Source organism: Streptomyces sp. M92, assembly GCF_028473745.1.
GTDB lineage: Bacteria > Actinomycetota > Actinomycetes > Streptomycetales > Streptomycetaceae > Streptomyces.
This window is the reverse complement of sequence record NZ_CP101137.1, coordinates 1,061,369-1,075,724: the sequence shown is the minus strand read 5'-3', so window position 1 is coordinate 1,075,724 and position 14,356 is coordinate 1,061,369. Positions and strand designations below refer to the sequence as shown.

At 72.9% G+C, this 14,356-nt stretch carries 12 protein-coding genes; 4 read left to right on the top strand and 8 right to left on the bottom strand.

The window, feature by feature from the left end; genetic code table 11:
* Window positions 1-96 precede the first annotated feature (96 nt).
* The 6 genes from M6G08_RS04800 to M6G08_RS04775 form a co-directional block, all read right to left on the bottom strand.
* Window positions 97-957, bottom strand: a complete 861-nt coding sequence (locus M6G08_RS04800; RefSeq protein ID WP_272585938.1) for a siderophore-interacting protein — start codon at window positions 955-957, stop codon at window positions 97-99.
* Between the two features lie 34 nt (window positions 958-991).
* Entirely contained in the window at window positions 992-2,038 is a 1,047-nt protein-coding gene (locus tag M6G08_RS04795; RefSeq protein WP_272585937.1) for an ABC transporter substrate-binding protein, read from the bottom strand.
* A 131-nt stretch (window positions 2,039-2,169) separates the two neighbouring features.
* Window positions 2,170-3,330 carry an acyl-CoA dehydrogenase family protein gene (locus M6G08_RS04790; RefSeq protein ID WP_272585936.1) on the bottom strand — a complete coding sequence of 387 codons (1,161 nt, stop codon included), beginning with the start codon at window positions 3,328-3,330 and terminating at the stop codon, window positions 2,170-2,172.
* 5 nt (window positions 3,331-3,335) lie between these two features.
* Entirely contained in the window at window positions 3,336-4,304 is a 969-nt protein-coding gene (locus tag M6G08_RS04785) for a hydroxymethylglutaryl-CoA lyase (protein WP_272585935.1), read from the bottom strand.
* Entirely contained in the window at window positions 4,301-6,232 is a 1,932-nt protein-coding gene (locus M6G08_RS04780) for an acetyl-CoA carboxylase biotin carboxylase subunit (RefSeq protein WP_272591261.1), read from the bottom strand. Before M6G08_RS04780 ends, M6G08_RS04785 begins: the two co-directional genes overlap by 4 nt.
* 37 nt (window positions 6,233-6,269) lie before the next feature.
* Entirely contained in the window at window positions 6,270-7,886 is a 1,617-nt protein-coding gene (locus tag M6G08_RS04775; RefSeq protein WP_272585934.1) for a carboxyl transferase domain-containing protein, read from the bottom strand.
* A gap of 105 nt (window positions 7,887-7,991) precedes the next feature.
* Between M6G08_RS04775 and M6G08_RS04770 the strand changes: the two genes are divergently transcribed.
* The 4 genes from M6G08_RS04770 (at window position 7,992) to M6G08_RS04755 (ending at window position 11,747) form a co-directional block, all read left to right on the top strand.
* Complete coding sequence (locus M6G08_RS04770; protein WP_272585933.1) at window positions 7,992-8,621, top strand: SACE_7040 family transcriptional regulator; 630 nt, start codon at window positions 7,992-7,994, stop codon at window positions 8,619-8,621.
* Between the two features lie 97 nt (window positions 8,622-8,718).
* Window positions 8,719-9,876, top strand: a complete 1,158-nt coding sequence (locus M6G08_RS04765) for an acyl-CoA dehydrogenase family protein (RefSeq protein ID WP_219176886.1) — start codon at window positions 8,719-8,721, stop codon at window positions 9,874-9,876.
* A gap of 18 nt (window positions 9,877-9,894) precedes the next feature.
* Window positions 9,895-10,767 carry an acyl-CoA thioesterase gene (locus M6G08_RS04760; RefSeq protein ID WP_272585932.1) on the top strand — a complete coding sequence of 291 codons (873 nt, stop codon included), beginning with the start codon at window positions 9,895-9,897 and terminating at the stop codon, window positions 10,765-10,767.
* A gap of 5 nt (window positions 10,768-10,772) precedes the next feature.
* Window positions 10,773-11,747 (top strand): cation diffusion facilitator family transporter, encoded by a 975-nt coding sequence (locus tag M6G08_RS04755; protein WP_272585931.1) that lies wholly within the window; start codon window positions 10,773-10,775, stop codon window positions 11,745-11,747.
* A gap of 15 nt (window positions 11,748-11,762) precedes the next feature.
* Here the strand turns inward: M6G08_RS04755 and M6G08_RS04750 are convergent, their stop codons facing one another.
* The gene (locus M6G08_RS04750) at window positions 11,763-12,554 is read right to left on the bottom strand and encodes a phosphatase (protein ID WP_272585930.1); all 792 of its coding nucleotides are present in this window, start codon (window positions 12,552-12,554) and stop codon (window positions 11,763-11,765) included.
* A 92-nt stretch (window positions 12,555-12,646) separates the two neighbouring features.
* Complete coding sequence (locus M6G08_RS04745; RefSeq protein WP_272591260.1) at window positions 12,647-14,329, bottom strand: helix-turn-helix domain-containing protein; 1,683 nt, start codon at window positions 14,327-14,329, stop codon at window positions 12,647-12,649.
* Window positions 14,330-14,356: the final 27 nt, after the last annotated feature.

The following is a 14,356-nucleotide window of genomic DNA, read 5'->3' as shown; positions in this document are numbered from 1 at the left end:
TCAAACGCGTGCCGTTACGTGACTGCCGTCACTCTCGCCCCATCTGTACGTCACACAGGGTTAGTTGGGGTGTCGTGAGGCAGGGGGAGCGGAGCGTCAGCCCTGCTCGCGGAGCTGTTCCTCCGTCAGGCCCTGGCGCCAGTAGCCGACGAAGGTCACGCGGCGGCGGTCGACGCCACGCTCGCCGACGAAGTGCCGGCGCAGCTGCTTGACGCGGCCGGACTCGCCGGCGATCCAGACGTACGGGTGCGCGGCGGGCGCCAGTTCGGCCGCGCGGAGGGTGGCGACGGTGGCCTCCGGGCCGGCGGCGGCGTCCTTGACCAGCCAGGTGACCTCGGCCTCGGCCGCCGTGCGGAGGTCCTGCACGTCCTCGGCGTGCGGCACCTCCAGCCAGACCCGGGCGCGGGTGCCGGCGGGCAGGGCCTCGACGATGGCGCAGGCGGCCGGTACGGCGGTCTCGTCGCCCCAGATCACCACCAGATCGGTGTCCTCGGGCGGACGGAAGCGGATCGCCCGGTTGTCGGCGACCGCCGGGCCGAGCAGGACGACGCGGTCGCCGGGAGCGGCGTCGGCGGCCCAGCGGGCGGCGGGGCCCGCCTGGACCGGCGAGTCCGGCTCGACGCCGTGCAGGACGAAGTCGATGTCGATCTCGGCGGTGTGGCCGTCGGCGTCCCGGCGCAGCGCCCGGAGCGTGTACGAGCGCATCACCGCCCGTACGTCGTCCGGCAGTTCCCGCCACCCCTGCCACCAGCCGTCCCCCAGCTCGATCGGCACCGCGGGCTCCGGCTGCCCCGGGTGCGGCAGGAACAGCGACAGGGACTGGTCCCGCCCGTCGGAGTGGAAGGCGTGCAGGTCGGGGCCCGCGAAGGTGACCCGGGCCAGGGACGGGCCGAGCCGCCTCGTCCGTACGACCTGGAGGGAGAAGAAACGGAACGGGGCGGCCACGGCCGTCGTCATGAAGGGCTCCGGAAGGAGGGGGGAAGGGGGAGGGTCAGCCGACCTTCTTGGCGTTCTCGATCGCCTCGGCCAGGTTGTCCAGGAGCGGCGTGCACTTGTCGTAGGACAGGATCGGCTCGGGGGAGCGGGCGATGACCTGGCCGGCCTTGACCGCGGGGAGCTGCTTCCAGGTGCCCTCGGTGATGTCCGCGGGCTGGATGGTGGAGGCGCGGTCGTCCATGATGATGATGTCGGCCGGGTACTTGTCGACGTTCTCCCAGCTCAGGGACTCGAACCAGCCGCCGGTCGCCTTCTTAGCCTCCTCCGAGGGTTCGACGAAGTTCACGCCGAGCGCCTTGAAGTACTCCAGGTCGACGGAGAGGTTGGTGCCGGAGACGTAGAACAGCTCGGCGCTCGCCGAACCGGCCAGCACCCTGATCTCGGGCTTGGCCTTCGCGGCGGCGCGCAGCCGGGCCGCGGCCTTCTCGAAGGCGGCCTTCGCGTCGGTGGCCTTCTTCGCCTTCATGTCGGCGCCGAGGGACTCGGCCAGCTCCCACATGCGCTGGAGCGGCTGGGTGAGCTGGCGGTCGAAGACGGAGATCGCGACGCTCGGGGCGAGCTTGGCGACCTTGTCCTTGGACTCCTCGGGGACGGACCACAGGGTGCCCGCGGTGTCGAACGTCGTGGTGATCAGCAGCTCGGGGGCGAGGGCGGCGTACTTCTCGACGTTGAGCTTGCCCCACTCGTTGCCGAGCACGGTGACCTTGTCGACGTCGAGGTCGCCGGCCTGGACGTCCGGCTTGCCGTCCTTCGTGGTGGTCGGGCCGAAGACGCCCTTGACCTGGACGCCGTAGTCCCAGAGGGCGGCGGCGACGCCGGTGAAGGCGACGAGGTTCGCCGGGACCTTGTCCAGCTCCACGGTCTTGCCGCGGTCGTCCTTGAAGGACCAGGGGCCGGACTTGGCGGCGGCGGTCCCGTCGCCCGAGCCACCGCTTTTCGCGTCGTCGTCACCGCAGGCCGTGAGCGCGGCACCGAGGCCGAGTGCGCCGCCCGCGGCGAGGATTCCGCGGCGGGTGAGGTGGGTAGCTCTGGCGTTGGGCATGGCGTGGCTGCTTTCGAACGGTGCGGAGCTCCGCGGGACAAGTCCAAGGTAGGTTAGCCTAACCTCAGATCATGTCCAGGGGGCGGGGCTGTGATCTGTCCCGCCCGGACCGCCGGCAGCCGGGACAGCCGCTAGTCGGCCAGGCCCAACTCCCGTGCGATCAGCATCCGCTGGACCTCGCTGGTGCCCTCGCCGATCTCCAGGATCTTCGCGTCCCGCCACATGCGGGCCACCGGGTACTCGTTCATGAAGCCGTAGCCGCCGTGGATCTGCGTCGCGTCACGGGCGTTGTCCACGGCCACCGTCGAGGAGTACAGCTTCGCCAGCGCCGCCTCCTTCTTGAACGGCTCGCCCGCCACCAGCCGGGAGGCCGCGTCACGCCAGGCGAGGCGGGAGGTGTGGGCCTTCATCTCCATGTCGGCGACCTTGAACTGGATGGCCTGGTTGGCGCCGATGGGCCTGCCGAAGGCGTGACGTTCCTTCGCGTACTTCACCGACTCGTCCACACAGCCCTGCGCCAGGCCCGTGCCCAGCGCGGCGATGGCGACGCGGCCCTCGTCGAGGATGCGCAGGAACTGCGCGTAGCCGCGGCCCTCCTCGCCCAGCAGGTTCGCCGCCGGGACCCGGACGTCGGCGAAGGACAGCTCACGGGTGTCCGACGCGTTCCAGCCGACCTTCGAGTACGGGGCGGCGACCGTGAAGCCCGGCGTGCCGGACGGGACGATGATCGACGAGATCCGCGGACGGCCGTCCGCCTTGCGGCCGGTGACCGCCGTGACCGTCACCAGACCGGTGATGTCCGTGCCGGAGTTGGTGATGAAGCACTTGGTGCCGTTGATGACCCACTCGTCGGTCGCCTCGTCGAGGCGGGCCGTCGTGCGCGTCGCGCCCGCGTCCGAGCCGCCGTCCGGCTCGGTCAGGCCGAAGGCGCCCAGGATCTCCCCGGAGCACAGCCGGGGCAGCCACTCGCGCTTCTGCTCCTCGGTACCGAACAGGTGGACCGGCATGGCCCCCAGCGAGACGCCCGCCTCCAGCGTGATCGCCACCGACGAGTCGACGCGGGCCAGCTCCTCCAGCGCGATGCCGAGCGCCAGGTAGTCGCCGCCCATACCGCCGTACTCCTCCGGGAACGGCAGGCCGAACAGCCCCATGCGGCCCATCTCCCGGACGATCTCGTACGGGAACTCGTGCCGCTCGTAGAAGTCGCCGATCTTGGGCGCCACGACGTCGTGGGCGAACTCCTCCACCGTGCGGCGGAGCTCCTCGAGTTCGGGGGAGAGCTTGTGGTCCATGGCTGTCACTTCTCCTGGTCGGAGTCGTCCGCCGGGCCCGCGAGGGCCCGCACGGTGCGGGACGGGCTGGGTCGGCCCAGGTGGGCGGCCATCCAGACGCTGGTGGCGACGAGAGAGCCGAGGTCGACCCCGGTGTCGATGCCGAGGCCGCGCAGCATCCACACGAGGTCTTCGGTGGCGAGGTTGCCGGTGGCGGACTTCGCGTACGGGCAGCCGCCGAGGCCGCCCGCGGAGGAGTCCACGGTCGTCACGCCGTGCCGCAGGGCCTCGTAGGTGTTGGCGAGGGCCTGGCCGTACGTGTCGTGGAAGTGCACGCCGAGCGCGTCCACCGGAACGCCGGCGTCGGTGAGGGAGGTGAGCAGGGCGCCCACGTGGCCCGGGGTCGCCACCCCGATGGTGTCGCCGAGGCTCAGCTCGTCGCAGCCCATGTCCATGAGGGCCCGGCACACCTTCACCACCTGCCCGACGGGGACCGCGCCCTCCCACGGGTCGCCGAAGCACATCGACAGGTAGCCCCGTACGTGAACGCCGTCCGCGTCCTTCGCCCGCGCCACCACCGGCTCGAACATGGCCAGCGCCTCGTCCACCGTGCGGTTGAGGTTGGCCTTGGCGAAGGACTCCGTGGCGCTGGCGAAGACCGCGACGCGGCGGGCGCCGAGCGCGAGGGCGCGGTCGAGGCCGCGTTCGTTCGGCACCAGGACGGGCAGCTCGACCGGCAGGTCGGCGACGGCGGGGAACAGCTCCTCCGCGTCCGCCAGCTGCGGCACCCACTTGGGGTGCACGAAGCTCGTCGCCTCGATGGTCGTCAGGCCCGTGCCGGCCAGGCGGCGGACGAACTCCGCCTTCACCGCCACCGGCACGATCGCCTTCTCGTTCTGCAGGCCGTCGCGGGCGCCCACCTCGTGGACGCGGACGCGGGCGGGCAGGCCGTCCGCCGGGACGGTCATGGGCAGGCCCAGTTCGGGGGCGTTCACGACGTCTCCTCCTCTACCGGGGCGATGACCGCCAGCACTTGGTCCATGGCGACCGTCGTGCCCGGCGCCACGTCCAGCTCGGCGACCGTGCCCGCGTGCGGGGCGGAGATGACGTGCTCCATCTTCATCGCCTCCACCACCAGCAGGCTCTGCCCGGCGCTCACCGCGTCGCCGACGGCCACCTTCACCACCGTCACCGTGCCCGGCATCGGCGCGGTCAGCGAGTCGGCGCCCGCGTGGGCGGCGCCCGACAGGGAGGCGGCGACCGGGTCGTGGTCGCGCACGTGCCAGGCGTCGCCGTCACGGCCCAGCCAGTCGGCGGCGCGGTGGAAGGTGTGCCGGACGCCGTCCACCGTCACCGACACGCGGTCCTCGGTGACGGTGTGCGTGCCGCGCGGGGTGTGCTCCACCGGGTCGGTGACCCGCAGGTGGAAGGTGGCCGGCTTCGGCTCGCCGCCCATGCGCCAGCCGTTCGGCACCGAGAAGGGATCCGTCCAGCCGTCGCCGCGCGGACGCAGCGCGTCCAGCCGTACGGCCGCCGCCGCCTCGTACACCTCCTCCGGCACGTCCGTGGCGACCAGGGAGTCGACCTCCCGCTCCACCAGCCCCGTGTCCAGCTCGCCCGCCGCCACCGCCGGGTGCGCGAGCAGCCTGCGCAGGAACCCGGCGTTGGTCTGCACGCCCAGCGTCACCGTCCGCGCCAGCGCCGCCCGGAGCTTGCGCAGGGCGGTGGCGCGGTCGGGACCGTACGCGATCACCTTGGACAGCATCGGGTCGTACAGGCTGCCGACCTCGGTGCCCTCGCTGAGCCCGGAGTCGGTGCGCACGCCGTCGCCCTCGGGCTCGTGCAGCCGCAGCACCGTGCCGCCGGAGGGGAGGAAACCGCGCGCCGGGTCCTCGGCGCACAGACGGGCCTCGATCGCGTGCCCGGTCAGCCGTACGTCCTCCTGGGCGAAGCCCAGCTCCTCGCCCGCCGCCACCCGCAGCTGCCACTCCACCAGGTCCAGGCCGGTGACCAGCTCGGTCACCGGGTGCTCCACCTGGAGGCGGGTGTTCATCTCCATGAAGTAGTACTGCGAGGGGTCCTCGCCCGGCACGATGAACTCCACCGTGCCCGCGCCCCGGTAGCCGCAGGAGCGGGCCGCCTGCACGGCCGCCTCGCCCATCGCGGCGCGGGTCGCCTCGTCGAGCAGGACGCTCGGCGCCTCCTCGACGACCTTCTGGTGCCGGCGCTGCAGCGAGCACTCGCGCTCGCCCAGGTGCACCACGTTCCCGTGGCCGTCGGCCAGGACCTGGATCTCGATGTGCCGGGGCCGGTCGATCCACCGCTCCACCAGCAGCGTGTCGTCGCCGAAGGAGGCGCGGGCCTCGCGTCGGGCGGCGGCGATCTCGTCGGCGAGCAGGGCCTCGTCCCGCACCAGCCGCATGCCCTTGCCGCCCCCGCCGGCCGACGGCTTGAGCAGCACCGGCGTCCCGATCTCGCGGGCGGCCTCCGCGAGCTGCGCGTCCGTCAGACCGCTGCCGCTGGAGCCGGGGACGACCGGCACCCCGGCCGCCCTCACCGTCTCCTTGGCCCGGATCTTGTCGCCCATCAGGGCGATCGCGTCGGCGGGCGGCCCGATGAAGACCAGCCCCGCCTCCTCGCAGGCCCGCGCGAAACCGGCGTTCTCGGCGAGGAAGCCGTACCCCGGGTGGACGGCCTGCGCACCCGTCCGGGCGGCGGCCTCCAGCAGCCGCTCGACGGAGAGATAGCTCTCCGTCGCCGGCGCCGGGCCGATCCGCACCGCCTCGTCGGCCTCCCGCACGTGCCGCGCGTCCGCGTCGGCGTCGGAGAAGACCGCCACCGAGCGCACGCCCATCGAACGCAGGGTCCTCACGACCCGCACCGCGATCTCACCGCGGTTGGCCACCAGCACCGTGTCGAACATCGAGCTCCCCATCGCGCTCCCCATCGAAGTCCCCTCCTCACATCCGGAAGACGCCGAACCGGGGCTCGCCCAGCGGCGCGTTGGCACACGCGGTCAGGGCCAGACCCAGCACCTGCCGGGTGTCCGCGGGCTCGATCACCCCGTCGTCCCACAGGCGGGCGGTCGCGTAGTAGGCGTTCCCCTGGTGCTCGTACTGCGCGCGGATCGGCGCCTTGAAGGACTCCTCCTCCTCGGCCGCCCACGCCTCGCCCCGGGCCTCCAGCTGGTCCCGCTTGACCGTGGCCAGCACGGACGCGGCCTGCTCGCCGCCCATCACCGAGATCTTGGCGTTGGGCCACATCCACAGGAAGCGCGGCGAGTACGCCCGCCCGCACATCGAGTAGTTCCCCGCGCCGTACGACCCGCCGATGACGACCGTCAGCTTCGGCACCCGCGTGCACGCCACCGCCGTCACCATCTTGGCGCCGTGCTTGGCGATGCCGCCCGCCTCGTAGTCCTTGCCGACCATGAAGCCGGAGATGTTCTGCAGGAACACCAGCGGGATGCCGCGCTGGTCGCACAGCTCGATGAAGTGGGCGCCCTTCTGGGCCGACTCGGCGAACAGGATGCCGTTGTTGGCGACGATGCCGACCGGGTGGCCGTGGACGCGGGCGAAGCCGGTGACCAGGGTCTGCCCGTACTCGGACTTGAACTCGGCGAACCGGGAGCCGTCCACCACCCGCGCGATGACCTCGCGCACGTCGTAGGGGGTGCGGGAGTCGACCGGGACCGCGCCGGACATCCCCTGCGGGTCGACCTTCGGCTCGACGGCGGGCTCCACGCTCCAGGGGAGCGCGCCGCGCCCGGGCAGCGTGGAGACGATCTGCCGCACGATCCTGAGCGCGTGCGCGTCGTCCTCCGCCAGGTGGTCGGTCACCCCGGACACCCGCGAGTGGACCTCGCCGCCGCCCAGCTCCTCCGCCGTGACCACCTCGCCGGTGGCCGCCTTCACCAGCGGCGGACCGCCCAGGAAGATCGTGCCCTGATTGCGGACGATCACCGCCTCGTCGCTCATCGCCGGGACGTACGCCCCGCCCGCCGTGCAGGAGCCGAGGACGGCGGCGATCTGCGGGATGCCGGCGCCGGACATCCGGGCCTGGTTGTAGAAGATCCGCCCGAAGTGCTCGCGGTCCGGGAAGACCTCGTCCTGCATCGGCAGGAAGGCGCCCCCGGAGTCCACCAGGTACAGGCACGGCAGCCGGTTCTCCAGCGCCACCTCCTGCGCCCTCAGGTGCTTCTTCACCGTCATCGGGTAGTACGTGCCGCCCTTGACGGTGGCGTCGTTGGCGACGATCACGCACTCCCGGCCGCCGACCCGGCCGATCCCGGCGATCACGCCGGCGGCCGGGGCCTGCCCGTCGTAGAGCCCGTCGGCCGCGAGCGGCGCCAGCTCCAGGAACGGCGAGCCCGGGTCGAGCAGCGTGTCCACGCGGTCGCGCGGCAGCAGCTTGCCGCGCGCGGTGTGCCGGGCCCGGGCCCGCTCCCCGCCGCCGAGCCGGGCCGCCGCGAGCTTCGCGCGCAGCTCCTCCACGAGGACGCGGTGCGCCTCCTCGTTGGCCCGAAAGGCCGCTGAGGCGGGGTCTGCCGCCGTCGTCAGCTCCGGTGCCTCGTGCATCCCGCGGTCCCCTCACCCGATGGTCGATCGGTCGATCGGTTAATGAGCGTTAACGCATTTCCCTCAGGTTAACGAGCGCTAACCGCCCTGTCTAGAATTGATCCCATGGCCACCAGAACCGACGCCCCCACCCGCCGCGAGCAGATCCTCAAGGAGGCCGCCCGGCTCTTCGCCGAGCGCGGGTTCCACGGCGTCGGCGTCGACGAGATAGGGGCCGCGGTCGGCATCAGCGGCCCCGGCCTCTACCGGCACTTCGCCGGCAAGGACGCGATGCTCGCCGAGCTGCTGGTGGGGATCAGCGACTCGCTGCTGACCGGGGCGAAGCGGCGGCTGGCGGAGGCCGACGGGGTGACCGGCTCCGGCACGGGGCCCGAGGCGGTCCTCGACTCGCTCATCGAGGGTCACATCGACTTCGCGCTCGACGACCGCCCGCTCATCACCCTGCACGACCGCGAGCTGGACCGCCTCCGGGACGCCGACCGCAAGATGGTCCGCCAGCTCCAGCGGCAGTACGTCGAGCTGTGGGTCGGCGTGCTGCGCGAGGTCTACCCGGCGGTCCCGGAGCCGAGCGCCCGCTCGGCCGTCCACTCGGTCTTCGGCCTCCTGAACTCCACCCCCCACCTGGGCCGCCCCGGATCCCTGCCGGGCCGCGCGGTGACGGCGGGGCTGCTGCACCGGATGGCCCGGGGGGCGTTCGCGGCGGTCGCCGCCGAAAGGGGAGGTGCGGAGGAGTGACGAGCGTTACCCGCGCCCGGCTCTGGACGCTCGTCCCTACCCGCCGGTACGGTTGAGTCTGAGCAAGCGCTTAGATACGTACCCTGGAGGTGGCGCGGTGCGCCGTACGGTGTTCAACGAGGACCACGAGGCGTTCCGGGAGACCCTCCGCGCCTTCATCGAGGCCGAGGTCGTCCCCGTCTACGACGAGTGGTTCGCCGCGGGCCAGGCGCCGCGCGACTTCTACTACAAGCTCGGCGAGCTGGGCATCTTCGGCATCAACGTGCCCGAGGAGTTCGGCGGCGCCGGCATGGACAGCCACAAGTTCGAGGCCGTCCTGTACGAGGAGACCGCCCGCGCCGGCGTCCAGTTCGGCGGCTCCGGCGTGCACGTGCTGCTCGCCCTGCCCTACATCAACATGCTGGCCACCGACGAGCAGAAGAAGCGCTACCTGCCGAAGTTCGTCACCGGCGAGGAGATGTGGGCCATCGCGATGACGGAGCCGGGCACCGGTTCCGACCTCGCGGGCATGAAGTCCACCGCCAAGCTCTCCGAGGACGGCACCCACTACGTCCTCAACGGCGCCAAGACCTTCATCACCGGCGGCGTGCACGCCGACAAGGTGATCGTCTGCGCCCGCACCGCCGCCCCCACGGCCGAGGACCGCCGCCACGGCATCTCCCTGTTCGCCGTGGACACCAAGTCCGAGGGCTACTCGGTGGGCCGCAAGCTGGACAAGCTGGGCCTGCGCACCTCCGACACCGCCGAGCTGGCCTTCGTCGACGTCAAGGTCCCCGTCGAGGACCTCCTCGGCGAGGAGAACAAGGGCTTCTACTACCTCGGCCACAACCTGGCCTCCGAGCGCTGGGGCATCGCCTACGGCGCCTACGCCCAGGCCAAGGCCGCCGTCCGCTTCGCCACGCAGTACGTGCAGGAGCGCACCGTCTTCGGCAAGCCGGTCGCCCACTTCCAGAACACCAAGTTCGAGCTGGCCGCCTGCCAGGCCGAGGTGGACGCCGCCGAGGCCGTCGCCGACCGCGCCACCGAGGCCCTGGACGCCGGCGAGCTCACCCCCGCCGAGGCCGCCAGCGCCAAGCTGTTCTGCACCGAGGTCGCCCACCGCGTCATCGACCGCTGCCTCCAGCTGCACGGCGGCTACGGCTACATGAACGAGTACCCGATCGCCCGCCTGTACGCCGACAACCGCGTCAACCGCATCTACGGCGGCACCAGCGAGGTCATGAAGATGATCATCGCGAAGAACATGGGCCTGTAGACCACCGAGTCCCAGGCCATGAGCGAAGCACTCCAGTCCCTCCTCGACCTGCTCGACCTCGAGCGGATCGAGGAGGACATCTACCGCGGCCACTCCCGCTCCGCCGTCGTCCCCCGGGTCTTCGGCGGGCAGGTGGCCGCCCAGGCCCTGGTCGCCGCCGGGCGCACGGTCCCCGCCGACCGGCACGCGCACTCCCTGCACGCGTACTTCCTGCGCCCCGGCGACCCCGACGCCCCCATCGTCTACAACGTCGACCGCCTGCGCGACGGCCGCTCCTTCACCACCCGCCGCGTCGTCGCCGTCCAGCACGGCAAGCCGATCTTCGGCCTGTCCGCGTCCTTCCAGACGTACGAGGAGGGCCTGGACCACCAGGCCCCGATGCCTCACGCCCCCGACCCGGCGACCCTCCCCACCGGAGAGGAACGGCTGCGGAGCTACCCGCACCTGCCCGCCGAGACGGTGGAACGCTTCCTGGAGGCCCGCGCCGCCGTCGACCTGCGCTACGTCGACGACCCGCCCTTCGGCGACTTCGGCACCCCGCGCGAACCGCACTCCCAGGTGTGGTTCCGCACCAACGGCAAGCTCTCCGACGACCCCCTCCAGCACGTCGTCCTCGCCACCTACGTCTCCGACATGACCCTCCTCGACTCGGTCCTGCTCGCGCACGGCCGCGGCGGCTGGGCCGTCGGCGACGTCGTCGGGGCCTCGCTGGACCACGCCATGTGGTTCCACCGGCCCTTCCGCGCCGACGAGTGGCTGCTGTACGACCAGCAGTCGCCGTCCGCGTCCGGCGGCCGGGGCCTCGGCCAGGCGAGGATCTACACCCAGGACGGGCGGCTCGCCCTCTCGGTCATCCAGGAAGGCGTGGTGCGCGTCCCTCGGGAACACTGAGGGGCATGGCGCAACCTCAGCGGCAGCAGACCGGTGGCGGCGAGAGCACCTTCACGGTGCTGGTCGCCGCCTTCGCCAATCTCGGCATCGCCATCGCCAAGGCGGTGGCCGGCGTGGTCAGCGGGTCCAGCGCGATGCTGTCGGAGGCCGCGCACTCGGTCGCCGACACCGTCACCGAGGTCCTGCTGCTGACCTCCCTCAAACGCAGCGTCCGCCCCGCCGACGAGGACCACCCCCTCGGACACGGCCCCGAACGTTACATCTGGGCCCTGCTCGCCGCCGTCGCCACCTTCGTCGGCGGCGCCGTCTTCGCCCTCTACGACGGCGTCCACACCCTCACCCGCGGCGAGGAGGTAGGCGATCCGCTGATCGCCTACCTCGTCCTCGCCGTCGCCTTCCTCCTGGAGGGCTACTCCCTGCGCACCGGTCTCAAGCAGGCGCACGGCGAGGCCCGCCGCTACAAGGTTCCCTTCGGCCGCTACCTGCGCCGCACCCCCGACACCGCCGTCAAGGCCGTCGTCATGGAGGATTCCGCCGCCCTGGCCGGCCTGCTGCTGGCCGCGGGCGGACTGCTCGGCGGGCAGCTCACCGGCTCCGGCGTCTGGGACGGCGTCGCCTCCCTGTGCATCGGCGCGCTGCTGCTGTACGTCGCCTGGGTGCTGGGCCGCTCCAACGCCGAGTTCCTCATCGGCCGCCCGCTGCCCCGCACCGTGCGCGAGCGTATCCGGGCGGAACTGGTGGCCGTCGAGCACATCGAGGCCGTACTGGAGCTGACCACCCTCGTGCAGGGGCCGAGGGAGGCGCTGGTCGCCGCCAAGGTCGACTTCCGGGACGTGGCGACGGCGGCGCAGATCGAGTGGGCGAGCGAGCGGGCCGAGCAGCGGCTGCGCGAGGAGTTCCCGATGATCCGCCGGGTCTACCTGGACCCGACGCCCGGGTTCGCGCAGCGCCGCTCGGAAGGGCTCAACCCCTGGCCGTGACCCGACCGGCCCGGGTCAGCCGGTGAGACCCGCCTCGCTCAGCAGGTACGCCGTCATCGGGTCGTAGTGGCGGGGGCTGACCACGTGGTCGTCCAGCGGCACCGCGACCTGGAGGGTGCCCTCGGACTCGGCGAGGAAGAGCGCAGGGTCGTTGCAGTCGGCGTAACCCACGGAGTCGACACCGTGCTGACCGGCGTAACCGGCCCAGCCGTGGTCGGCGACCACCAGGTCGGGCAGCGGGCGGCCCTCGCGCTCCATGCCGGTCAGGATGGCCTTCATCGGCTCACCGGAATGGGTGTGCCACAGCGAGGCGCCGTGCTCCAGCACCGCCACGTCCGCGAACTGCTGGACGTACCCCTCCTCCGTCGTCAGCCCCTCCGGGATCACGACGATCTCGCAGCCGGCCGCCCGCAGCGCGTCGGCGGTGGCCCGGTGCACGTCGAGCAGACCGCCCGGGTGACCGGTCGCGAACAGTACCCGCTGCCCGCCGTCCGCCGCCTTGCGCAGCCGGCCGGCCATCCGCTCCAGCGCGGCCACCGTCAGCTCGGGGTCGATGGTGTCCTGGCCGTACCGGTACTCCGGGTCGTCGTTGACACCGACCCGCTCCGCCATCACCGCGAGCACGTCCTGCTCGTCGCTCCACCGGTCGCCCAGCTCCAGACCGAGCCAGAAGCCGCGGTCGCCGTTGGCCAGTTTGCGGTAGTGGGAGAGGTTGTTCTCGCGGGGCGTGGCGACATCGCCCGCGATACGGGTTCTGACGAGGTGTTCGGCCAGTTCGGCGCGGCTGGGTGTCCCGGGTATCGGCATGGCTCCATTGTGTAGCAGCCGCCTGTGAGAGTCTCCGGCATGCCGCAGGCTGGGACACGGGTCACGGTGTGGCCCCTCACAGATGCCGCAGCTCACAGATGCCGCAGCGCGAACCACAACTCCATCCGTACGTCCGGGTCGTCGAGGTCGGCCTCCAGCAGCGCGGCGCAGCGGGCGACGCGCTGCCGGACGGTGTTGCGGTGCACGGACAGGGCGACGGCGGTGCGGTCCCAGCTGCCGTGCAGCGACAGCCAGGCGCGCAGCGTCTCGGCGAGCGCCGGAACGGCGCCGATCGGCGCGAGCAGCGCCCGCGCGTGCGCCTCGGCCTCACCGGCCGGCACCAGGTCGGCGAACGCCGGCCGCTCGGCATGCCGGACCAGCGGGGCCCGTAGGGCCCTGGCCCGCGCCAGCGCCCGCGCCGCCTGCGCGTCGGCGGTCGGCCACTCGGCAGGGGCGACGGGGGCGCTCACACCGATCGTCCAGCCGGGCTGCGGGGCGGGGCCGGGGCTGGTGGGGGGTTCCGCCGGGGCCGGGACCGCGAACGCGCCGGGATGGTCCTGGCCGGTGGAGGCGCCCCGGCCTGCTTCCGGCGTGACCGCAGTGACCTTCCCGACGGCCGGACCGTGTGCCGTCGCCCCCGCATCGTGCCGCGGACCTTCGACCGTCCCGCCCTGTGAGCCGCCGCCCCGATCGGGTTCCCGGCCCGCCGGCACCAGGACCCGTACGACGTCGTCCCGCGCGTCGACCAGGGGAGAGCCGAGGGCCGCGCCCAGGGCCGAGGCGGAGACCGCGTCGGGGGTACCGGTGTCCGGGCGGGCGTGGACGACGTACCAGCGGGTGACGCCGCCGTCCCCCTCCCCGCCGCCGAGCAGCGGGGCGACCTCCTCGCGCCGGGCACCCAGCAGCAGCCGTACCAGTGCCGAGGAGCGGGCCGCGCCCGTGCCGCTCTGGTGCTCGCCGGTGAGCAGGGAGAGCAGCACGGCGGCGACCGACGCGATGGTGTGGTCCCCGGACTCCCGGTGCGGGGCGGCCACCCCGAGGACGAAGTCCCGGCCGCTGCCGAGGGCGTACGCCGTGAGACGGGTGCCGGCGACCGTGTCCGTGGCGGTGCTGGAGGCACGGCCGGTGACGAACCGGGCCAGCTCCGCCAGCGCCCGCCGCACCTCCTGCCCGGGCTCCCGCCCCGCCGCCGCGATCTCGGTGCCCTCCGGCCCGTACAGCACCGCCCGCCCCTCCAGCCGGCCGGCCAGCCGGCGCAGCACCGACGGCACCGGGTCGGGACGGGAGGCCGCCGCGGCCAGACCCTGCTGGGCCTCCGAGATCCGGCGCAGCTCGGCCATCCTGGCCCGCGCCATCAGCTGCCACACCGCGCGGGCCACGCCCGAGAACGTCGTCCGCGGCGGCACCTCCACCAACGGCAGCCCGTACGCCTCGCAGGCCGCGACCAGCGCCTCGGGCACCGTGTCGTGCACCGGCGCCACCCCGAAGCCGAGGGCCGCGCCGCCCGCCGCCACGATCCGGGCGACGTAGTCGTCGAAGTACGCGGCCCCCGCCCCCGCCGCGTCCGGAACGTGCACCCCCGCCGTCAGCAGCAGCTCACCGCCGAGCAGGTACGGGTAGGGGTCGGACATCTCCGAGGTGTGCGCCCCGTGGATCGTGACGACCGCCGCCGGAGGACCGGTGATCTGGCGAAGACCCAGGTCGTCGCGGGAGAGCAGGGCCGCCAACGCGACCGGGGGAGTGGGCGGCACGGGCGGGACGGCCGATTCCGGCACGATGGACACGATGGACGATTCCTCCAC

Excerpts from the sequence above, each read along its gene's own strand:
- M6G08_RS04780 (WP_272591261.1), bottom strand. The coding sequence starts at position 6,232 with ATGTTCGACACGGTGCTGGTGGCCAACCGCGGTGAGATCGCGGTGCGG.
- M6G08_RS04790 (WP_272585936.1), bottom strand. The coding sequence starts at position 3,330 with ATGGACCACAAGCTCTCCCCCGAACTCGAGGAGCTCCGCCGCACGGTG.
- M6G08_RS04755 (WP_272585931.1), top strand. The coding sequence starts at position 10,773 with ATGGCGCAACCTCAGCGGCAGCAGACCGGTGGCGGCGAGAGCACCTTC.
- M6G08_RS04795 (WP_272585937.1), bottom strand. The coding sequence starts at position 2,038 with ATGCCCAACGCCAGAGCTACCCACCTCACCCGCCGCGGAATCCTCGCC.
- M6G08_RS04770 (WP_272585933.1), top strand. The coding sequence starts at position 7,992 with ATGGCCACCAGAACCGACGCCCCCACCCGCCGCGAGCAGATCCTCAAG.
- M6G08_RS04775 (WP_272585934.1), bottom strand. The coding sequence starts at position 7,886 with ATGCACGAGGCACCGGAGCTGACGACGGCGGCAGACCCCGCCTCAGCG.
- M6G08_RS04760 (WP_272585932.1), top strand. The coding sequence starts at position 9,895 with ATGAGCGAAGCACTCCAGTCCCTCCTCGACCTGCTCGACCTCGAGCGG.
- M6G08_RS04750 (WP_272585930.1), bottom strand. The coding sequence starts at position 12,554 with ATGCCGATACCCGGGACACCCAGCCGCGCCGAACTGGCCGAACACCTC.
- M6G08_RS04800 (WP_272585938.1), bottom strand. The coding sequence starts at position 957 with ATGACGACGGCCGTGGCCGCCCCGTTCCGTTTCTTCTCCCTCCAGGTC.